Genomic DNA, 19,889 nt, shown 5'->3' with positions numbered 1-19,889 from the left:
CTACCAGCGCCGCGCTTTCTTACCGTCGCTCGCCGCGCCGATACTCCCGGCGATACTCCCGCCGCTGTTCCCCCTGCGGCGTCTGCGAGCGCGACGAGCGTCCCGTTACTGCACGCCCAAATCTTTCCTCGCGGCTGCGCTCAACATGGCGCTGGGAGCGGTCGCGGTGCGCGCGCTGGGAGCGCGTGCCCTCCCCTCGTTCACGCGGGGCCCGGTGTGCCCCGCCGCGACGCTCATTGGGCGGCGTAGGTTCGGGGATAAAGAAGATACGGTCGAATAGCGGGCGCCCAAAGTTCTGCATGGCGGAAACCTGCAGCGGCTCGTGGCGCGCCACATTGCACAGCAGGCCCATCGAGCCAATCGTGATCACCGCGGCCGTACCACCCGCAGAAATCATCGGCAGCTGAATACCCGTCACCGGCAGCACGCCGATCACGTAGCCAATGTTAATGAATGCCTGCACGACAACACCCACCGCCAACGTGGCGGCCAGCAGGGACTGGAATTGGTCCTGGGCGCGTGTTGCCGCCCGCAGCCCGAAGTAGCCCAGTACGGCGAACAGCCCGATGACCAAGGCACCGCCCCATAGGCCCAATTCCTCCCCAATGATGGCGAAGACGAAGTCATTCTTCGCCTCTGGGAGGTAGAACCACTTGGCGCGTGACTGGCCGAGGCCAACGCCCCAGAAGCCGCCGTCGGCAAGCGAAAGGAAGCCCTGGTAAGCCTGGAAACCGGTTCCTTGTGTGTCCTCGATATTGCCGCGCAGCGCATCGAAATAAGTGTGGAAGCGGTGCGAACGGAAGCCGCCGGCCAAGAAGACGGTGACCATGCCGATGGCGCCGAAGACACCGACGACGGTCGGAACACGCCAGTCCACACCGGCGAAGACCAGAGTGAACACGACGATGAGGGCGAAAGAGACACCCATGCCGAGATCGCCTTGGGCCACAATCAGCACGAACATGATGCCGGCGATGATGGAGTACATCATGAAAGGGTCCGTCAGGCGCATCGAACGGTGCGTCTTATCCGCCAGCGCTGAAGCGCCGTACATGCCCACGGCCACACGGGCGAACTCGGAGGGCTGGAAAGCCACGCCACCAGGCAGCATGATCCAGGACTGTGAACCGACCTCCACACGACCGGTACCAATGCCGGGCACGAGGACGAGGATAAGAAGCAGGATGGATAGCCCCAGAAACCACGGCACGAGTGCCCGGAGCGTGCGGGGCGACATGCGCAGGCCAATCCAAAACACGATGAGGCCGGCGATAACGAGCACGCACTGGCGCAGTGCAGCAGACCACGGGCTATCGGTCTCCGACAGCGACGTCGCCATCGACGAGGAGAAGGCCATGAGCACGCCGATGCCGATGAGCGAAAATATGGCGATGCGCAGCATTAAATAGTCAAGTCCGGGGTAGGCGCGGAGGCGCTCGCGGAGGTCACGCAGGTGGTATCCCAGCGTGCGTTGTGGCTTCTGGGTGCTGGTGGCGGTCACGGGTGCTCCTAGCGCTAGCGGGCGAGGCGGCGGGCAGCGGCGGCAAAGATATCGCCGCGCTGGCCCATACCGGTGTACATGTCCAACGATGCCGCAGCGGGTGCTAAAAGCACGGTATCGCCGGCGTCGGCGTGTTGCACGGCGGCGGACACTGCCTGTTCCATTGCGGCTTCCGGATCGTGGCTATCCACGATGACGACGGGCACATGTGGCGCTGCCTTCACGAGGGCTTGGGCAAGCACATGCTTGTCGACGCCCACCAGAACCGCCGCCTTCAGCCGCGCGGCATGGGTGCGCAACAGTTCCGAGACATCAGCGCCCTTCAGTTGGCCGCCGGCCACCCACACCACGGAGTCCAAGCCGCGCATAGCGACCTCCGCGGCATGTGGGTTCGTCGCCTTGGAATTGTCGATGTAGGTCACGCCAGCATGGCGGTGAACAATCTCCCCGCGGTGGCCAGCCACCACGTAGGAGCCAAGTCCTTCGGCAATGGATTCCGGCTGAGCACCGGCGACAGCCGCGACCGCCGACGCGGCAGCGGCATCCAGCACTCCGGCCAGACCGGCAGGTTGGATGGTGGTGGCATCGTCTACCACGACGGACTTCATACCTGCCACCTCGTTGACGAGGAGGCTGCCGGTGCTCACGCCTACTTCACCTGCAGCGGGCTCGGCATGGCTGAAAGCGGTTGCGCCGGGAAGAGAAGCAGCGAGCGCTCGAACGTGCTCATCTTCCTTGCCGTAGACGGCATGCTCTCCGCGCAGAATCTTGGCCTTGTCTGCGGCATAGGCCTCGAAGGAGCCATGCCAATCCAGGTGGTCGTCCGCGAGGTTAAGCAGAGCTCCGACTTCTGGGCGTAGCTGGGAGGACCAGTGCAATTGGAAGGATGAAAGCTCCGCTACGAGGATGTCCACACGGGGCTCAGCGGCCAAGGCATCAAAAGATGACACGCCGATATTGCCTACGGCTTGGGCGCGCTGTCCGGAGCGTTGCTCGTCAGCAGCCATGATGGCAGCGAGCATGCCGGTGGTCGTGGTTTTGCCGTTGGTGCCGGTGATCGCGAGCCAACGGCGCGGGGCACCAAAAACTTCTGCTTGGTCGAGGCGGTAGGCCAACTCCACATCGCCGATCACCTCAAGGCCGCGGGAGGCTGCAGCGGCGAGCAGCGGTGAATCTGGCCGCCACCCCGGCGAGGTGACGACGAGCGAGTACTCAGCCAGGTCCACCGCGGAAGTGTCCACGGCGGCAACGCCCAACTCCGCGGAGATGCGACTGCGGGAGTCCCCGTTGCCATCGGCCACCGTTAAGTCCACGCCCAAGCGGGAAAGGACTGCCGCGCACCCGCGGCCAGAGACGCCAGCGCCGGCGATGAGGACGCGGCCGGAGAGGAAGTCTGGGCGCGTCATGCCCCTACTCCTATGCCGGAGGCGGTGAGCCAATCACCGTAGAAGATTGCCACGCCGGCCATCGCCGCCATGGCAGCCAGAAGCCAGAAGCGGACAACGACGGCCGTTTCCGCCCAACCACCGTTCTCAAAGTGGTGGTGAATCGGCGCCATACGGAAGAAGCGCTTTCCTGTGGAATGGAAGACCACGATTTGGATAACAACGGAGACCGTTTCGATGACGAACAGGGCACCGATGATGATCATGAGTAGCTCGGTACGGCTGGTAACGGAAATACCCGCGACCAAACCACCAAGTGCCAAGGACCCGGTGTCACCCATGAAGATTTTGGCGGGCGCGGCATTCCACCAGAGGAAGCCCAGGCAGCCGCCCAGTCCTGCGGCCGCAAGCACGGCGAGGTCGAGCGGATCGCGCACCTGGTAGCACCCGGCAGCAAAGTTAGTGGCGCAGGAATAGCGGAACTGCCAGAAGGTCATCAGCGAATAAGAGCCCATGACAATCGCGGTAACGCCCGCCGCGAGGCCGTCGAGGCCGTCGGTGAGGTTCACCGCGTTCGACCACGCCGCAATAAGGATGTACATGAAGATCAAGAACACGATGGTTCCGATGACCGTGCCGCCGACAGCTAGGTCGAAAGTATTCAAGTCGCGGATGAAGGATAGCTTGGTGGAGCCTGGGGTCAGCCCCGCATCGTTGGGGAAACGCAGAACCAAGAAGCCGAAGAGCAGCGCCAGCACGAGCTGGCTGACTAGCTTGGCGGTCTTATTGAGCCCGAGGTTGCGGTGGCGGAAGAGTTTGATGAAGTCATCCGCGAAGCCCACCGCGCCCAAGCCTAAGGTCAGTCCGAGGACCAGCAAGCCGGAGGCGGTAAAGGCCTCATGCCCTGTTAGCAGGCCATAGAGGCCAGCCACAACATAGGCCACCAAGATGCCCGCGAGGATGGCAAGGCCACCCATCGTCGGCGTACCGCGCTTGCGCAAGTGAGACTTGGGGCCATCCTCGCGGATCTCTTGTCCGCGGCCGGTATCGGAGAAGTAGCGGATAAGAACCGGGGTGGTAAAGATCGCCACGAGGAAGCTAACCGCACCAGCGATGATGATCTGAGTCACGAGCTTGAAGTCCTTTCTAGCGGCTAGCTGTGGTTCAGCTGTTCCGCGACCAACCAGAGACGTTGGGCATTGGAGGCCTTAATCAAGACCACATCTTTAACGTTACGGCTAGCCCAATCATCGACCCCTGCTGGGGCCACGCGCAGTATGCCGTCCACCGCCTGTGCGGCGGCCGCGGCATCGGCGCACACCACTGTATTTATACCTTGCTGCGCAGCGGCCTCGGCCATCGCCCGGCAGTTGGGATTCTCCCCTACCGCGATGAGGTGCTCGACGTGGTATTTGGCCAAAAACTCACCGAGCTGGCGGTGCGATTGCTCTGCATCGCTGCCGAGTTCTCCCATCTCCCCCAGCACCGCGATGGAACGGGCGTCGGGGCGCGCTGCTGCGGTATAAGCCAAAGCGGCAATGGCCGCTCGCATCGAATCGGGGTTGGCGTTATAGGAGTCATCGATGACGGTGACGCCATCGCGGCGGGTGCGTACGTCCATGCGGTGTTCGGAAGCGAGGCGGTGGCCGGACAGGGCAGCCGCCACCGTGTCTGCCGACACCCCCAGCTCGATGGCTGCGGCGGCCGCGGCCAGTGCATTAGACACCTGGTGGGAGCCAAAGACTTGGAGCTTCACAGCAACGGGTTCGGCATCCGGGCTGTGCAGGGTAAAGGAGGGACGAGCGACGTCATCGAGCACGATGTCGGTGGCATAGTACTGTGCTGCCGGGGCACCTCCGCGACGATTTTCCGTGGAGTAGTACACCACTTTGGCCTCCGTGCGTGGAGCCATGGCAGCGACGAAAGGATCATCGGCGTTAAGGACGGCTACGCCGCCTGCCTCCGCGTTCGGCAGCGCCTCCACCAACTCTCCCTTGGCCTGAGCGATATTCTCGCGCGAGCCAAATTCGCCGAGGTGCGCGCTACCAACGTTCAGGACCACGCCAACGCGCGGCGCGGTGATTTCGGTGAGGTGACGGATGTGCCCGATGCCGCGGGCCGACATCTCCGCCACCAGGTAGCGCGTGTGCTCATCGCACCGCAGAGCCGTATAGGGCAACCCGATTTCATTATTGAAGGAGCCGGGCGGAGCGACAGTCTCCCCCACCTCGCGGAAGATGGTGGCAATGAGGTCCTTGGTAGACGTCTTGCCGGCCGAACCGGTAACACCGACAATAGTGAGTTCCTGCTCTGCGGCAAGGCGCTGCGTTACTGCACGAGCAATCGCAGACAACGCTGCGACAACGGCGGCCGCAGACCCATCTGTATCGTTGGCGTAAATATCCGCGTTGGCACCGTCACCCTCGACGCGCCCGTGGGGTTCGACGACTATCGCCGGAACACCCACCGGCCGCGCCGCCAAAACGGCAACGGCGCCTTTATCAATTGCGGTGGTGGCGTAGTCATGGCCATCCACGCGGGCTCCGGGCAGCGCTACAAAGAGGCTGCCTGGGGTGACCTTGCGAGAATCGAATTCGACAAAACCAGTCACCTGGGTGTTTGGATCATCGACGCTATCCAGGCGGCCGCCCGTGATCTCAGCGATCTCAGCGAGGCTTAACGCAATCATGCTTGCTCCTTGGATTCTTCGGTACTCAGGGTAGTCGCAGTAGTCACGGCTTCAAGAGCTCGAGCCATCTCTTCGCGGTCATCGAAGTGATGGACGGTATCGCCAATGAGCTGGCCTACCTCGTGCCCCTTGCCAACGACGATGACGGCATCACCCGGCTGCGCCCACGCCACGACTTCATCAATGGCCTTGGCGCGTGAGCCTACCTCGCGGATATCAGCCGCTGGGTTTGCCTCCTGGGCGCCCGCAAGCACGGCTGCACGGATCGATGCTGGGTCTTCGGTGCGGGGGTTGTCATCGGTGACGACGACAAGGTCCGCGCCCTTCGCGGCGGCCGCTCCCATGAGCGGACGCTTGGAGGAATCGCGGTCACCTCCCGCGCCGACGACGATGCCGATGCGGCCCGTGCTGCCTTCCAACTGCGTGCGCAGGGTCTCCAGAACGGCCGCGATTGCAGCCGGCTTGTGCGCGTAATCCACCACAGCCACAAAGTCTTGGCCGCGGTCAACACGCTCCATGCGCCCAGGGACTGCCACCTTCTCTACACCCTCGAGGAAGACGTGCGGCTCGATTCCAATAGCGGCGGCCATCCCTGTGGCGAGAGCCGCATTGGCGATGTTGAAGGTACCCGGCATAGGCAGGCGGAATTCAAACGTTCCGGCATGCTCACCGGAGGCAAGCGTTAGTTCCACCTGCTGTGCACCGGTGACCTCAGTGCTGAGCTGACGGCCAGTGATATCGGCATCGCTTCCTTGCGAGGTCGTTGATACCCGGATCACCGGGCGTGCTGCGGCGCGCTGCGCCATACGCTGTCCCCATTCGTCATCGACGCAGATGACGGAGCGGTCGGCGGCGTGGGGGCCGTCGAAAAGCAGGGCCTTGGCCTCAAAGTAGTCTTCCATCGTCGGGTGGAAGTCCAGGTGATCCTGGCTCAGGTTCGTAAAGCCACCCACGTCGAAGCGCGTTCCCTGGACTCGTCCTAGCGATAGCGCGTGGGAGGAGACCTCCATCACCACGTGCGTAACTCCCTCAGACACCATGCGCGCAAAAAGCTCCTGCAAGGTCGGCGCCTCCGGAGTGGTCAAGGAAGTCGGGACCGGCTCCCGGTTAATGCGGGTACCCGTCGTACCAATGAGACCCACTGAATAGCCCGCGTGCAAGAGGCCTGCTTCGAGGAGGTAACTCGTGGTGGTTTTACCCGAGGTGCCCGTCACTCCAAGGATGGTGAGTTTCTGCGTGGGGTGACCATAAATCTCAGCGGACACGGCTCCGAGGATGGCGCGGATATCCTCCACCACAAGAAGCGGCCGCTTCTCTCCGGCGTCGTCGAGGATACGCTGGCCTTCGGCGTCAGTGAGAATGGCTGCGGCCTTAGTATCGGCGGCAAAGCGCGCGCCGTGAACCCGTGTGCCCGGAAGCGCCGCGAACAGGCCACCGGGCGGCAGTGCTGCCGAGTTCAGCCCACAGGACCTAACGGTAGTCGAGGCATCCCCGATCACTGTGCCCCCAGAAATCTCTGCTAGGCGCTTCAGGGTGGTGCTGCTGGTCACGGTGATTCCTCTTCTCTGTTTCTCTGTCTCTAGGTTTTCGATATGTGCTTTTCGGTGTGAGAGCTGACTACTCGGCGCGCAAAGTCAGTTGCGGTGCTGGCGGGGAGGGCGGGATATTGTCGCGGTCAAGGAGCCAGGATGCGATATCGCTGAAAACAGGGGCCGCTGATTGGCCGCCGGATCCATCGTCGTTGACACCGGATTCCGGCTCATCGAGCATGACGGCGACGACGAAGCGGGGATCATCGGCAGGCGCAATGCCCGCAAACGTGATCCAGTATTTGGAATTGGAATAAGCCCCAGTGTCCTCATCGACTTTCTGCGCGGTACCGGTCTTGCCGGAGAGCTGATAGCCCTCGATGTTGGCGTTGCCGGCGGTACCGTTGTTCAGGCCCTGCGGATCATCCTGGAAGACCGCTCGGAACATGTCGACGACGGTGCGTGCGGTTTCGGCGCTGACCACGCGGGTGGTCTCGGGCTCCTCCAGCTCTTCCTTCGTCCCGTCCGGCGCGGTGATCGAATCAATGATGCGCGGCTCGATGCGCTCGCCGTCGTTGGCGAGGGCCTGGTAAACAGACGCCAGCTGCAGGGCAGTCCATGACTGGCCCTGGCCGATGGGCAGGTTAGCGAAGGTACCGCCGGACCACTGCGAACGATCGGGAACCAGCCCCGGGGACTCGTTGGGCAGCTCGATTCCGGAGGTCTGCCCGAGTCCGAACTTCTTCAGGTAGTCGGCGTATTTATCTTGGCCAAGTCGATCCGCCAACATCAGCGTTCCGACGTTCGAGGACTTACCGAAGACGCCTGTCGTGGTATAAGGCTCAACGCCGTGCGGCCAAGCATCATTAACAGTCACGCCGGCCATGTCGATGGAGCCGGGCACCTGCAGAACTTCATCCGGGTCAGTCAGACCCTCCTCGATGGTCGCGGCGGCAGTAATAATCTTCGCCACCGAGCCGGGCTCGAAGGGGTGCGAGACCGCCAGGTTGTCGAAGGTTTTGTCCTTCTGGAGCTGCTTTTCGATGTCCTTATTCGGATCAACCGTACCAGTATTCGCCATGGCTAAGACCTGTCCGGTAGCGGCATCCAGCACGACCGCCTCAGCGCTTTTCGCCTTCGAGTTAGCCTTTGCCTTTTCCAGCTTCTGCTGCACGTAGGTCTGCAAATCAAGATCCAGCGTCAACGTGACATTTTTGCCGTCAGTGGTGGGCACCTGATCACGGAGGCTACCGGGAATCACCTGGCCATTAGCCGAAACGTCTTCGGTGGAGCTGCCATCAATACCCGTGAGGGTGGTATCACCGGAGGCTTCGAAACCAAACTGGCCTTGGCCGTCCATGGACACCTTGCCGATAACGTTCTCCGCGATAGCACCGTTGGGGTACTGGCGGATTTGCTGCTCATCGGCGGCAAGGCCGTGGTATTCCTCGGAAATAGCTACCGCGACATCTGGGTCGACATTGCGCACGAGGACCTCATACTGGGTGTCGGCACGGAGCTTGTCCATAATCTGCTCCGGTTCCACGTCGCCGGCATCGATTCCGGCCTCCTTCAGCTTGCTCGGAATCCCCTCCGACATTTCGGTGAGCCGCTCGGTCACTTTGTTGTCTAGGTAGGAATTCTTCGCGTCGGGAGCCAAGGACTCAAACTCGGCCTCCCCGGTGGCCTTCTGCTCTTCCTGCTCACGAAGCTCATCGCGCAGGCGAGTCGGTGAGACGGTCAATGACCGAGCACGCATGGTGTAGGCCAAACGTTGGCCATCGCGTGCAAGGATCTCACCGCGCCCGGCGGTGTCGACGTACACGCGGGTTCGCTGCGCTGCTGCCTTCGCTGCCAGGTCTGGACCCCATACAATCTGCACCCAGGCGAGGCGCCCCATCCAGGCCAGCATGATGACGAGCATCACCGCCGCAATGACGTGAACGCGCTGGCGCATCGTCTTTTGCTGACTCAGAAAAGGCTTGCCGGTACGTGGATTCCGGGAGCGGGTCGCGGGAACGACGCGGTCGGCGTCGTAGCGCTGCCGTGGTTGGTGAGAGGCGCCGCGTGGCTGAGCGGCACGGGCGGCGGGAGCCCGCCTCGGGCGCCGGCCACCGGAGTGTGGTGGGGTCACACGTCACCTTTCTGTCTGCAGCGAGGGTAGGTAAGTAAACAGCTGAATGTCTTGCCCCACGCTTGGCGCGGGGTAAAGACAGTCTCATCCCGAATTGTGCCCTATTATCGCCGCCTGCCCACGCAGGCACGCGCGAAGCGGGAGGGGGATTCTATCCCCGCGCCGCATAGGGAGCCTGGGCCGGAATATCCGGCAGCTCAACGCTCGCCTCCCCTGGCTGGCCGCCTTCGGGGCTATCCTCCGAATGCGCGTCCGTGGTAGCGGCACCTCCGCCTTCGCGGTTGCGCTCGCTGAGCGTCGGGCGGGCGTTGAGGTTGTCGGACATGTTGGCCGTCGCATTCGGGTCACTGGAAGCCTGCCCCGGGCGGACCGGCTCACCGTTGACATCGATGACTGATTCCATATCCGGGGTTGCCTCGCGCTTGTGCTCGATGTTGCCGTCTGCGCCAACCTCCACAACGCCCGGCTGGACCGGAATGCCCATCTTGGCTTCGTGGGCGCGGCGAGCGACATCCGAGGCCGAACGAACGTTTTCCAAGTCTCGGTTCAGGGTTTCCAGCTGGTTATCCAGCGTGGATTCTTGGGCGGTGAGCTCCTGAATCTTGAAGGTCTGGGACGTAGACAAGCCCGACAGCCACATGGCTGCGGCCACACCCGTAATCAGCAGAGCAATGGCGGTGAAGGACAGGCGCGCGAAGAGGCCGTTAACCCGCGTGGGCTGTGCGACACGACGCCCACGATTGCTTACGACCTGCTTCGAGCCAAGGCGGCTTCCCCGCAGGCCGGAGCCAACGCGGCGAGTAGGAACGGTGCCGCGGTGCGGGGTGCGGCTCGGCAGCGGGGTGGTACGACGCCCCCGTTCAAGCAGCGCGGTTCCCTGGCCCGTGGCATCGGCTCCAGTGGTGAAATCGCGGCTTGCGCCCATGGTGTGGGTCCTCTCGTGGTCGCGGCGGTGCGTTGCCTGTGCGGTACGGTCTCTCAGCGTCATGGCCTACCTCCCGGTTCATGAAAAGACGGTGTCCCCTCAAGGCGTTCGAGCGCGCGTACACGGACGGATGCCGCACGCGGGTTCTCCGCAATCTCTTCCTGGCTCGCCTTCTCCGCACCACGCGTCACCACGGAATAATGCGCCGCGGTCCCGGGCAAATCCATGGGCAGGCCCGCTGGAGTGGTCGAGGTGCTGAGCTTGGTGAAAGCATGCTTGACAATGCGATCTTCGAGCGACTGGTAGCTCATAAACACCGCACGTCCGCCAATGGACAAGGCATCCGTAATCACAGGGATAACCTGCTCAATAGCCTCAAGCTCACGGTTAACCTCAACGCGCAGTGCCTGAAAGGTTCGCTTCGCCGGGTGGCCACCAGTGCGGCGCGTTGCTGCGGGGATGGTGGCGTACAACAAGTCGACTAAGCGCGCGGAGTTGCTAAAAGGCTCCTTTTCCCTTTCCCGCAGAACCGCGGATGCGATTTTGCCGGCGAAACGCTCATCGCCATAGGTCTTTAAGATGCGAGCCAAGTCGCCGTGACTATAAGTATTGAGAATGTCGGCGGCGGTCGTTCCCTGGCGAGGGTCCATGCGCATATCCAGCGGGGCGTCAGTCTTGTACGCAAAACCGCGATCGACCTGATCCAGCTGCATGGAGGACACACCCAGATCAAATAGCGCCCCGGCTATGCCGTGCTCCCGCGCGATGGAAAAGATCTCGTCTTCCCCATCCGCGATAGCACTGCCCACCTCATCGAAACGCGCGTTGACGCCCACGAAACGGTCGGCGAAGGGGCGGAGACGTCGAGAAGCACTGCTCAACGAAGCAGAGTCACGGTCCACGCCAATGATGCGCACGGAGGGAAAGGCGGTGAGAAAATATTCGCTGTGACCACCCGCGCCCAAGGTACCGTCAACGATGACGGCATTCTCCCCTGCCGCCTCGACAGCAGGGGCAAGCAACTGGGCCATGCGAGCACGCATGACGGGGACATGGCCGTGGTTCTCGCTCACGTCGTAGTTTATGGTGCCGTCGTGCTCCACAGTTGCTGTCCCCCTTTCCGTTCAGGCGCTTAATGCTGCGGTCTGATGTTCTCGATAAAAAGCGAGTGCGTATAGGGCCCTGTCCGAGGAAGGGTTCTGATGTCGGGGAAGTACACCAGCTCATCCTCCTCGGGCAGAGTCCGTACACGCACTCTTGGTTCGCCGGGAAAGCTTTAGAGCAGCCCAGCAAGTACGTCATCGGCGTCTGCCGCCGAGTAAGCATCTTCAGTTTGCGCCTGGTATTCAGCCCACGCGGCTGCATCCCAGATTTCGAGGAAGTCGACCGACCCCACGACCACGCATTCCTTTGTCAGGTTTGCGTACTCACGGTGGCCTGCTGACAGCGTGATACGCCCGTGCCCATCGGGGCGCTGCTCGTCCGCACTCGCTGCCAAGTTACGGATGAACGCACGCGCGTCCGGGTTGGTGCGTGACACAGCCGCCGCCTTCCTAGCTCGTGCCGCGAATTCCTCCCGCGGGTATACCGCAAGCGAATGGTCCTGACCCTTGGTGACCATGAGGCCACCGGCCAGTTCTTCACGAAACTTCGCTGGAAGCGTGAGCCGCCCTTTGTCATCGAGCTTGGGAGTGTAGGTACCGAGAAACATCCCCGGGTCCACCTTCCTGCCACTCGAAAACTCCGGATTCCTCTCGCGACAAGAGAACAACTCTCTCCTCCGCTGCGCCCCACTCTACCCCACTTTCCCCCACCGCCCACACCTTTAACGCCCCTCTTCCCCGCGTGTCACGGAAAACATGCAGCTAAACAGGAGTTTTTTTCGGTGGGAAGTTTTCCCAGCACACTCTTGACATACCCCCTAAGCGCGCACTTCACACCCTTATTTACACCTGCAACTTTCACCCCTTTAGGGAGGTTCCTCCCCCGCATTCACACGATCCTGCGGTTTATACGCGCATTACCCCGCAGCCAAGCATCTCACACTCCACCGCCTCACCGGCCTACACGGGGCCAGTGGGGGAAAGTGGGGAATTTAGGGAAACTGCCCAGGAAGCCGTTTCTCGCGACAGCATTTTTAGAAACGCCACGTTCCTATGTTAGAAACACATTGTTGCTATCTCACATTTGACGGGGATGGCATTCCAACAGATTCCCACCCACTAGGAAGATCCACCATGTATCTAGCTTGGCGCGAGATGCTCTTCGCGCGTACCCGCTTCCTCCTCATGGGCGTTGTCCTCGCCCTGATGTCCATGCTCGTCGTCATCATCTCCGGCCTCACCGCAGGTTTGGTCAACGACGGAGTCTCCGGACTGAAGGCCATGGACAGCGACGTCGTCGCCTTCGCCGACGGCACCCAAAAGGACTCCGCCTTCACCCGCTCCGTAATTGATGCCTCCGCAGCCGAATCCTTCGCCCACCTCGATGGCGTAGACCAGGCCGCCCCTTTGGGCCTGACCATTGCCAATGCCCATAACCACGAGGGCACGGCAGTGGATTTGACCCTCTTGGGAGTAAAACCCGATTCCTTCCTCGCTCCAGCTGGGCTCCCCGCCATCGACACCATGCGGGTCGACGGCCAACCCAGCAATACCAAGCACGACATCATCGTCTCCTCCACCCTGCAGGATGAGGGCATCGAAGTCGGTGACACGATCACCCTTGACCGCCTGGATATCCCTCTCAATGTCATCGGCTTTAGCGATAACCAGCGCACCTTCGGTCACGTGGACGTGGCCTACCTGCCTTTGGATATCTGGCAGGAGATCCATGCCGGCGGGCGCCACGGTGAAGCCGTCAACCCGGACGCCTATGAAGAGGCTTCCGTTATCGTCGCCCGCACTACAGACAAACCCGACACCGAAGCCCTCACAGAGCAGTCCGGACTCGATGTGCGCACCCTCAAGGAAAGCTTCGACTCCTCCCCCGGCTACACCGCTGAGATGATGACCCTGTCCATGATTACGTGGTTCCTCTACGTCATCGCCGCGCTCGTCACTGGTGCTTTCTTCCTCGTCTGGACCATCCAGCGGGCAGGCAATATCGCCACTCTTCGCGCGATGGGCGCCACCAAGGGCTTCCTGTTGCGCGATAGCCTCGGCCAAGCTGTAGTCATCCTTGTCTTGTCCATCCTGGCGGGCGCGCTGGTGGCCGTCGGCTTAGGCAGCCTCTTGGAGCAGACCGCGATGCCTTATGCCACCGAATTCAGCTCTGTCATCAGTGGCGGCCTCATCCTCTTCGTCGCTGGATTGCTCGGTGCCTTCATCGCCGTCGTCCGCGTTACCCGAACCAACCCCCTCGCTGCCCTAGGAGAAAACCGATGAGCCCAGCTTTAGAACTACACGACGTCACCATCAGCTACACCGATGGCGACTCGCAAGTTAAGGCACTCGATTCCGTCAATCTCAGCATCGATCCCGGTGAATTCGTAGCCGTGGTTGGCCCATCCGGCTCTGGAAAGTCCACACTGCTCGCCGTTGCGGGCGCGCTGACAACACCCGATTCCGGCAAGGTCCTAGTCGCAGGTGAAGATATCGTGCCGCTGAGCGGCACCCAACTGGCCGAGATTCGTCGCAACCACATCGGCTTCGTCTTCCAGTCCACAGGTAACCTTCCCTCCGCGCTGACCGCGGAGGAACAAATCGAGCTGGCCACCAAGGTCATCGGCAAGACTGGGCGCTACTCCAGCGCTGAGCTGCTCGACAAGGTCGGTATGAAGCATCGGGCGAAGCACCGTCCAGGAAGCTTGTCCGGCGGTGAGCGCCAGCGTGTCGGCATCGCCCGCGCGCTCGTGGGCGATCCCCAAGTGCTGCTTGTCGACGAACCCACTGCCGCCCTTGATCGCGCACGCTCCCAAGAGATCGTGGCGCTGTTGGCAAAAGAATGCCACGACTTTAACGTCGCTGGCATTATGGTCACTCACGACTATGAAGTCCTTGAGCACTGCGACAAGGTCTATGAGATGGTCGACGGCCGCTTGACGCCTGCCTCAGCCCCAGCGTCAGAGTAGAAAAAGAATGCGCAGCTTAACGTAGAATTACGCGCATGCCGAAGATCACTGAAACGACAGTAGCCGAGCACCGTGCCGTCCAGCACCGCGCGGTGCTGGAGGCTGCCGAAAGGTTGATCATCAACAACCGTGGTGCGGTACCGACCTTGGCCGAGGTAGCTGCGGAGGTTGGGCTTGCTCGCCCCAGTGTCTATCGATATGTGTCTTCTCAACACGATTTACTGGTGCAGCTTCTCATCCAGGCCACACAGTTGTGGAATGAACAGCTCGAGGCCGCCATGAAGGTGGCTCCCCCTGAACCCACGAAACGCCTCCGCGCCTATGTGGACGCCACACTCGAGCTCTTTGTTCATGGGGCCCACGGTCATTTGATGACTGCCGCTCAACACTTCCCCCGAGCTTTTGCTGACGAGGAAGTGCAACGCTCTCATGACGGCTTCGCCTCCATCGTTGATGCGTTCTGTCCCGGTATTTCCGCGGTAGACATTTCGCTGCTCAACGCAGCCATCCTTCGGGCTTCGGAGCTAGCGGAGCGCTCTCCGGAGCAGCTCGATAGCGCGACACAGACTCTCTATGCAATGGCCGATGCCATTGTGCCCCACCCTCCTCCGCGGATGAGAGCAGACCAGGACAGATAAAACCGACTAAGAACAGCTAAGAGCAAAGCAGCCCTCCGCGAATTAACGCGGAGGGCTGCGGGGCGAGAGTACAGCTATCTATACAACGCCCATGAGCGCCTTATTTGGGGCCTAGCGTTCTTCAAAGCGACGGCGGAAATTGTCTTCCAGGCGGTTTCCAACGCCGCTGCCGCCCTTCTTGGATTGCTTGTTGTGCCCGCGCGCAGGGGCATGCGTGCCGACTGCAACCAGAGAATCTTCAGACTTTCCGCGCAGCATCCAGACACCGGAGCCGAACATAACGAGGAAGCCAAGGACGGAGAGGCTGACAAACCACAGAGATTGCTGAGCCAACGCGATACCGCCCACCATCATGCAGAGACCAACAACAATCAAGGCCACTCCGCGGAGGGTGATGGCACCCGAGTTTCCGCCGAAAGATGTTTCACCGGACACAGACGCGCCAAAATCAGGATCATTGGCCAGCAACGACTGTTCAATTTCACGCAGCGCTTGCTGTTCGTGCTCAGAAAGGGCCACAGCGTCCTCCGTAATGGGTTGGGGTTTAGGTAGTAATACTGGGAATGTGGGTTACTACCTCTATAACGTCAAGGATAGCGAGATAGTTCCCACAAAGACAGTCCATAATTTGGCCGCACTACCCCCTCACGGCCTATGACCCCGGCCCCAGTCTTAGGCCGCCATTACCCCGAAGCCCAGCTCGGACTCAGTCGCATCCACATAACGTGCGGCAAGCGCTAAGTACTGATAAACCGAATCCGGCTCAGGGACCGGATCTAGCCCAGAGGCCACACGTGAGCGCACACGGGAGTACTCCTTAAACTCCTCTGCCCACTGCGCATCAGCCAGGCCAATGAGAGCCACCTGCTCCCAGGCGGAAGTAGGCAAGCGCCGGCGGCGCGACACCGTGGACGCCGCCACGCGTGCCCCGGCTGCACGTAGCGAGGCGCGGTAAGCCATTTCCAATGCATCCGCAAAGCTTCCCTCCGCTGCGCTTCTCCGCGCATCCGCTAAGAGGTCTAGTGCTTGGTTCACAAAACGGTCTCGCTGCACCCGCTGCATAGCCTCACGGTTCCGGCTGCGGGCCGCCGCTGTTGCTGAGATTACCTGTGCCATGTCCTCTCCCCCTTGGGCTTCTTCCTCAGTTTGTCGATAAAGACTGTGCCGTTGATGCTGTTGATTGTCTGCTGTTGTTCGTTGTTGCGATTCACCTTAAAACCACCTTCCTACATCCACCTCCAATTTTAGAGCACATGTTCGAATTAAACAATGGTTTTAAAGCATCATTTCGAATGTTTTCGAACACGCACACCACGACGCTTGATGGAAGTTTCCCCGAGTGCTTTCACATACCGCGAGAATCTGTTGTTATTAGACATGTGAGTTACACGCTGCGCCGCTTAAGCCCCCAAGAGTTCGCCATTGCCCTCCCGCACTTGGTAGATATCTACATTGCAGCGATGGACTACAACCCCTCGGTGCGCGAGGGGTCCATCTCACGATGGCGCGCAGATCTCATACGCCCAGGGTTTTCCTGCGTTGTGGCCACCGATGAATATGGCATCGCCGGCTTTGCCTACGGCTTCCTAGGCACCCCCGATACCTGGTGGGATAAACAGCTCCGCCGTGCACTCGCCGCCTGCGGCGGCCCTACCCCAGAGCAAGAAGAGATTCTCCACAATTACTTCGAGCTGGCAGAAATCCACGTGCTCCCCGCGAAACAAGGCCACGGCCTGGGCCGCGCACTACTAGAAGCCTTAGCCTGGAATCTTCCCGCTCACTATATTTTGCTCTCCACACCGGAAGTTCCTCATGAAGCCAACTCCGCCTTTGGGCTCTACCGCAAGATGGGCTTTGGCGATTTCCTGCGCGACCTCCATTACCCCGCTGATTCCCGCCCCTTCGCAATCCTGCAATCTACTGTGCCGCTCGCGCCAACCGACACCACTTAACCTGGCGCCTTAGCCCTGAACCTGCCCAGGTAAAGTGGCAAGCGTGACTACACCGCAGATACCTTCCTTGGACGAAATTCCCGCAGCCGTACGCGAGGAGCTCGCGCTTTTTCTAGACCGCCAGCGTGATGCCATCGCATCCATCGGCGCTCCGGTAACCAACGCGATTTCCTATTTGGAATCCTTCGTGCTGGATGGCGGCAAGCGCATCCGTCCCCTCTACGCATGGGCAGGTTTTATCGGCGCACGCGGGCTGGAAGGGTCGGAGTCCCCGCAGGCCATGCTCCGCGCAGCCACATCCTTGGAGTTCATCCAAGCCTGCGCCCTGATCCACGATGACATCGTGGATGCCTCCGATACTCGGCGCGGTAACCCAACCGTTCACCGTGGCGTAGCAGCCCGCCATCGCGAACTCGGCTTCCACGGCGATGCTGATTTCTTCGGCCAGTCCCTTGCCATCCTCGTGGGTGACATGGCTCTGGTCTGGGCGGAAGACATGCTCCAAGACTCCGGCCTGAGCCCTGAGGCACTCGCGCGTGCCCGCGCCCCTTGGCGCGCTATGCGCCGCGAGGTAATCGGCGGGCAGATGCTGGATATCTGCCTCGAAGCGGAAGGTTCTGAGGACGCCACGTTGGCTGATTCCGTCAACCGTTTCAAGACCGCCGCCTACACCATTGAGCGCCCCCTGCACTTGGGCGCAGCCATAGCCGGCGCCCCCGAAAAGCTCGTCGCTGCTTTCCGCGGCTACGGCCAAGACATCGGGGTCGCCTTCCAGCTGCGCGATGATTTGTTGGGGGTCTTCGGTGACCCCGCCGTGACCGGCAAGCCGGCCGGTGATGATTTGCGCGAGGGCAAGCGCACAGTCCTCTTGTCCTTGGCACTGCAGCGCGCGGATGCCTCCGATCCCGCCGCGGCTGCGGAATTGCGTCGCCTCATCGGTCAGACAGAGGATCCCGCAGAGATTGCCCGCATGGCGCAGATCATTGCGGATTCGGGTGCACCGGATGTCGTCGAGCAGCGCATCAACGATCTCACGCGCTCGGGCCTTGACCACCTTCACAATGCTCAGGTTTCCCCCGAGGTTACGAAGACTCTGGAAGAGCTGGCTCACAAGTCCACGGCCCGCCGGATGTAGCATGGCTCGTCCCACAACCACGCGCGTGCCCCTGCGCATTCCCCATCCCCTGCCTTTGGGCATCATCGCCGCTGTCGTGCTAGCGCTTGCCTCTTTCTCCGGTGGCGCTACCCGCAATCGCGGTGGATTCCTTGAGGCGCTCAATATCGGCTTTCTGGCTTATGGCCATGGCCGCAACATCGGCATGGTCCTCTATTGGGTTGGCCTTTTCGGTTTGGTTGCCGCATGGGTTTTAGCCGGCCGCTACTTCATTGCCCCGCAGTTGAAGAACCCACAACCAGACGGCGCGCTGTCCGATATTCGTCGGATGCTGCTGTGCTGGGTTGCCCCTTTGTTGTGTGCGGCACCGCTGGCTTCTCGCGATGTGTATTCCTATCTCATGCAAGGTGCGATGGTGCGTGATGGCTTCGACCCTTATGTCGAAGGCGCGGCGGTGAACCCTGGTCCCTTCCTCTTGGAGGTCTCCCACGACTGGCGCAACACCACCACCCCTTATGGCCCCTTGCATCTGTGGATGGGCAATGGTGTAACCCACCTGGTAGGAGAAAACGTCGCCGCGGGCATCATCGTTTACAAGGCAATTTCGGTCCTGGGTTTTGCAGCTATCGCCTGGTCAATTCCACGGCTAGCCCGAAGCATCGGAGGCGATCCTGCCCTCGCGCTCTGGTTGGGCGTGGCGAATCCAGTGATGCTCTTGCACCTCATCGGTGGAATGCACAACGAATCAGTCATGGTGGGCTTAGTATCGCTGGGCTTGCTTGCTGCAGTGCACCACAAGTTCCATGTCAGCCTCCTTCTCGTCGGCGTGGCAGTCTCCCTCAAGGCCACCGCTGTCTTCGCCGCACCTTTTATCGTGTGGCTCATGCTGCACCACTGGGCCCCAAAGGGGACGAAGCCCATCAAGCGCTTCGGAGTCTTCCTCCTGTCCGGCTTCCTTGCCGTGGTGGAGGTCGCACTGGCGGTGGCGGCGATTACGTGGGTGTCGGGAAGCTCGTGGGGCTGGCTGTCACAGATCAGCGGCAATTCCAAGGTCATCAACCCTCTAGCTGGCCCTACCCTGCTGGCTGACATCCTCGTGCCGCTCATCCAGGTCTTCTCCCCCGATACCACCTATAACGGTGTGCTCACCGCGCTGCGCTCGGCTGCGATGATCCTCATGATCCTCGGCCTCGTCCTCGTATGGTGGTGGGGTCGCACGGGCGTGCGCCGGGCTATCGCCGCCACGGCCGCGGCGTACCAGGTGGCATTCGTCTTCAACTCTGTGACGCTGCCCTGGTACTACGCCTCCGTGCTCACGCTCATGGGAACGTTCCGCCCGCCATTGCCCTTGATCAAGCTCACCACCGGCGTGGCTATTTTCATCGGCGTCGCCTTTGCCGGTGACGGGAACCACCAGCTTTATAACTGGTTCTGGGATATCGCCATGGTGGTCGTAGCTTGGTCAGCAACGCAATGGATTTTCGATGGTGTTCCACGCACCACCGCGGCCCCGAAGCCCGATGAGGGTTCTAAAAAGCCGAAGCCTGTGCGCGCCGAATAACCTCGCGCGCCAGGTGCCCGTGCAGCGCGTCAATGGGGCGGCCTGGCAAAGAATCATCTTCGGTAAATAGGTGCGCCAGAATCTCGTTGTCGCCCCACCCGTTGTCGGAGAGGACCGTAATCACTCCGGACACATGCTTGGAAATGACGCCTTTGGCGTTGAAGAATGCTTCCGGAACGAGGCGCTCTCCCTCGGCATTGCGCCACACAATGAACTTGCGCGCATTGAGAAGATCGAAGACACGCGTGATCGGGAGATCGAGCCTTTCAGCGACCTCCTTCAGCGTCAGCAGCTTTTCCCCGGCGAGGAGCTGCGGCAGTTCTGGGTGCGGATTCTCGGTGTTTTTCTCAGACTTAGTCACGGACACAACTGTAGCCGGATCACACTTT

The 19,889-nt window shown here is 61.3% G+C and carries 18 protein-coding genes; 6 read left to right on the top strand and 12 right to left on the bottom strand.

Going from position 1 to position 19,889, the window contains the following annotated elements:
* Positions 1-19 precede the first annotated feature (19 nt).
* The 9 genes from HMPREF2996_RS01525 to mraZ all read right to left on the bottom strand — a co-directional run bounded on the left by HMPREF2996_RS01525 (position 20) and on the right by mraZ (position 11,874).
* Complete coding sequence (locus HMPREF2996_RS01525) at positions 20-1,501, bottom strand: FtsW/RodA/SpoVE family cell cycle protein (RefSeq protein WP_070445288.1); 1,482 nt, start codon at positions 1,499-1,501, stop codon at positions 20-22.
* Between the two features lie 14 nt (positions 1,502-1,515).
* Entirely contained in the window at positions 1,516-2,907 is a 1,392-nt protein-coding gene (gene murD, locus HMPREF2996_RS01520) for a UDP-N-acetylmuramoyl-L-alanine--D-glutamate ligase (protein ID WP_070729777.1), read from the bottom strand.
* Positions 2,904-4,016, bottom strand: coding sequence for a phospho-N-acetylmuramoyl-pentapeptide-transferase (mraY, locus tag HMPREF2996_RS01515; protein WP_070445282.1), 1,113 nt, complete (start codon positions 4,014-4,016; stop codon positions 2,904-2,906). The genes murD and mraY overlap by 4 nt, the downstream gene beginning before the upstream one ends.
* A gap of 23 nt (positions 4,017-4,039) precedes the next feature.
* Positions 4,040-5,575 carry a UDP-N-acetylmuramoyl-tripeptide--D-alanyl-D-alanine ligase gene (gene murF / locus HMPREF2996_RS01510; RefSeq protein ID WP_070445279.1) on the bottom strand — a complete coding sequence of 512 codons (1,536 nt, stop codon included), beginning with the start codon at positions 5,573-5,575 and terminating at the stop codon, positions 4,040-4,042.
* Entirely contained in the window at positions 5,572-7,125 is a 1,554-nt protein-coding gene (locus HMPREF2996_RS01505; RefSeq protein ID WP_070445276.1) for a UDP-N-acetylmuramoyl-L-alanyl-D-glutamate--2,6-diaminopimelate ligase, read from the bottom strand. Before HMPREF2996_RS01505 ends, murF begins: the two co-directional genes overlap by 4 nt.
* Positions 7,126-7,192: 67 nt before the next feature.
* Positions 7,193-9,061 carry a peptidoglycan D,D-transpeptidase FtsI family protein gene (locus tag HMPREF2996_RS01500; protein ID WP_070445273.1) on the bottom strand — a complete coding sequence of 623 codons (1,869 nt, stop codon included), beginning with the start codon at positions 9,059-9,061 and terminating at the stop codon, positions 7,193-7,195.
* A 328-nt stretch (positions 9,062-9,389) separates the two neighbouring features.
* Positions 9,390-10,226, bottom strand: a complete 837-nt coding sequence (locus HMPREF2996_RS01495; protein WP_070445269.1) for a cell division protein FtsL — start codon at positions 10,224-10,226, stop codon at positions 9,390-9,392.
* Positions 10,223-11,266 (bottom strand): 16S rRNA (cytosine(1402)-N(4))-methyltransferase RsmH, encoded by a 1,044-nt coding sequence (gene rsmH / locus HMPREF2996_RS01490; protein ID WP_070445266.1) that lies wholly within the window; start codon positions 11,264-11,266, stop codon positions 10,223-10,225. Before rsmH ends, HMPREF2996_RS01495 begins: the two co-directional genes overlap by 4 nt.
* A gap of 173 nt (positions 11,267-11,439) precedes the next feature.
* Positions 11,440-11,874: a division/cell wall cluster transcriptional repressor MraZ gene (gene mraZ, locus HMPREF2996_RS01485; protein ID WP_010190539.1), complete on the bottom strand. Its 435-nt coding sequence runs from the start codon at positions 11,872-11,874 to the stop codon at positions 11,440-11,442.
* A 526-nt stretch (positions 11,875-12,400) separates the two neighbouring features.
* Here mraZ and HMPREF2996_RS01480 point away from each other — a divergent pair.
* Genes HMPREF2996_RS01480 through HMPREF2996_RS01470 form a run of 3 tightly spaced genes read left to right on the top strand, consistent with a single transcriptional unit; the run spans position 12,401 to position 14,873 of the window.
* Positions 12,401-13,549 carry an ABC transporter permease gene (locus HMPREF2996_RS01480; RefSeq protein WP_070729776.1) on the top strand — a complete coding sequence of 383 codons (1,149 nt, stop codon included), beginning with the start codon at positions 12,401-12,403 and terminating at the stop codon, positions 13,547-13,549.
* Positions 13,546-14,235 (top strand): ABC transporter ATP-binding protein, encoded by a 690-nt coding sequence (locus tag HMPREF2996_RS01475; RefSeq protein ID WP_070445261.1) that lies wholly within the window; start codon positions 13,546-13,548, stop codon positions 14,233-14,235. The genes HMPREF2996_RS01480 and HMPREF2996_RS01475 overlap by 4 nt, the downstream gene beginning before the upstream one ends.
* Before the next feature lie 35 nt (positions 14,236-14,270).
* Positions 14,271-14,873 carry a TetR/AcrR family transcriptional regulator gene (locus HMPREF2996_RS01470; RefSeq protein WP_070445258.1) on the top strand — a complete coding sequence of 201 codons (603 nt, stop codon included), beginning with the start codon at positions 14,271-14,273 and terminating at the stop codon, positions 14,871-14,873.
* A 111-nt stretch (positions 14,874-14,984) separates the two neighbouring features.
* Here HMPREF2996_RS01470 and HMPREF2996_RS01465 read toward each other — a convergent pair whose 3' ends face one another.
* The gene (locus HMPREF2996_RS01465) at positions 14,985-15,392 is read right to left on the bottom strand and encodes a DUF3040 domain-containing protein (RefSeq protein ID WP_070445255.1); all 408 of its coding nucleotides are present in this window, start codon (positions 15,390-15,392) and stop codon (positions 14,985-14,987) included.
* A gap of 153 nt (positions 15,393-15,545) precedes the next feature.
* Positions 15,546-15,989, bottom strand: coding sequence for an SAV_6107 family HEPN domain-containing protein (locus HMPREF2996_RS01460; protein WP_070729774.1), 444 nt, complete (start codon positions 15,987-15,989; stop codon positions 15,546-15,548).
* A gap of 263 nt (positions 15,990-16,252) precedes the next feature.
* On the opposite strand from HMPREF2996_RS01460, the gene HMPREF2996_RS01455 reads away from it, so the two are divergent.
* From HMPREF2996_RS01455 to HMPREF2996_RS01445, 3 genes are read left to right on the top strand one after another with little or no spacing between them, the layout of a single operon-like run.
* Positions 16,253-16,825, top strand: coding sequence for a GNAT family N-acetyltransferase (locus HMPREF2996_RS01455; protein ID WP_070719493.1), 573 nt, complete (start codon positions 16,253-16,255; stop codon positions 16,823-16,825).
* 43 nt (positions 16,826-16,868) lie between these two features.
* Entirely contained in the window at positions 16,869-17,960 is a 1,092-nt protein-coding gene (locus tag HMPREF2996_RS01450) for a polyprenyl synthetase family protein (RefSeq protein ID WP_070445246.1), read from the top strand.
* A 1-nt stretch (position 17,961) separates the two neighbouring features.
* Positions 17,962-19,500, top strand: a complete 1,539-nt coding sequence (locus HMPREF2996_RS01445) for an alpha-(1->6)-mannopyranosyltransferase A (RefSeq protein ID WP_070719494.1) — start codon at positions 17,962-17,964, stop codon at positions 19,498-19,500.
* Here HMPREF2996_RS01445 and HMPREF2996_RS01440 read toward each other — a convergent pair.
* Entirely contained in the window at positions 19,469-19,867 is a 399-nt protein-coding gene (locus tag HMPREF2996_RS01440; RefSeq protein WP_070445241.1) for an Rv2175c family DNA-binding protein, read from the bottom strand. The genes HMPREF2996_RS01445 and HMPREF2996_RS01440 overlap by 32 nt on opposite strands.
* Positions 19,868-19,889: the final 22 nt, after the last annotated feature.

The sequence above is a fragment of the Corynebacterium sp. HMSC066C02 genome (genome assembly GCF_001814945.1).
Taxonomy (GTDB): Bacteria; Actinomycetota; Actinomycetes; order Mycobacteriales; family Mycobacteriaceae; genus Corynebacterium; species Corynebacterium aurimucosum.
This window is presented reverse-complemented; position numbering and strand designations above follow the sequence as displayed.

Excerpts from the sequence above, each read along its gene's own strand:
- murD (WP_070729777.1), bottom strand. The coding sequence starts at position 2,907 with ATGACGCGCCCAGACTTCCTCTCCGGCCGCGTCCTCATCGCCGGCGCT.
- HMPREF2996_RS01470 (WP_070445258.1), top strand. The coding sequence starts at position 14,271 with ATGCCGAAGATCACTGAAACGACAGTAGCCGAGCACCGTGCCGTCCAG.
- HMPREF2996_RS01500 (WP_070445273.1), bottom strand. The coding sequence starts at position 9,061 with ATGCGCCAGCGCGTTCACGTCATTGCGGCGGTGATGCTCGTCATCATG.
- HMPREF2996_RS01445 (WP_070719494.1), top strand. The coding sequence starts at position 17,962 with ATGGCTCGTCCCACAACCACGCGCGTGCCCCTGCGCATTCCCCATCCC.
- HMPREF2996_RS01495 (WP_070445269.1), bottom strand. The coding sequence starts at position 10,226 with ATGACGCTGAGAGACCGTACCGCACAGGCAACGCACCGCCGCGACCAC.
- murF (WP_070445279.1), bottom strand. The coding sequence starts at position 5,575 with ATGATTGCGTTAAGCCTCGCTGAGATCGCTGAGATCACGGGCGGCCGC.
- HMPREF2996_RS01480 (WP_070729776.1), top strand. The coding sequence starts at position 12,401 with ATGTATCTAGCTTGGCGCGAGATGCTCTTCGCGCGTACCCGCTTCCTC.
- mraZ (WP_010190539.1), bottom strand. The coding sequence starts at position 11,874 with ATGTTTCTCGGTACCTACACTCCCAAGCTCGATGACAAAGGGCGGCTC.
- HMPREF2996_RS01460 (WP_070729774.1), bottom strand. The coding sequence starts at position 15,989 with ATGGCACAGGTAATCTCAGCAACAGCGGCGGCCCGCAGCCGGAACCGT.
- HMPREF2996_RS01475 (WP_070445261.1), top strand. The coding sequence starts at position 13,546 with ATGAGCCCAGCTTTAGAACTACACGACGTCACCATCAGCTACACCGAT.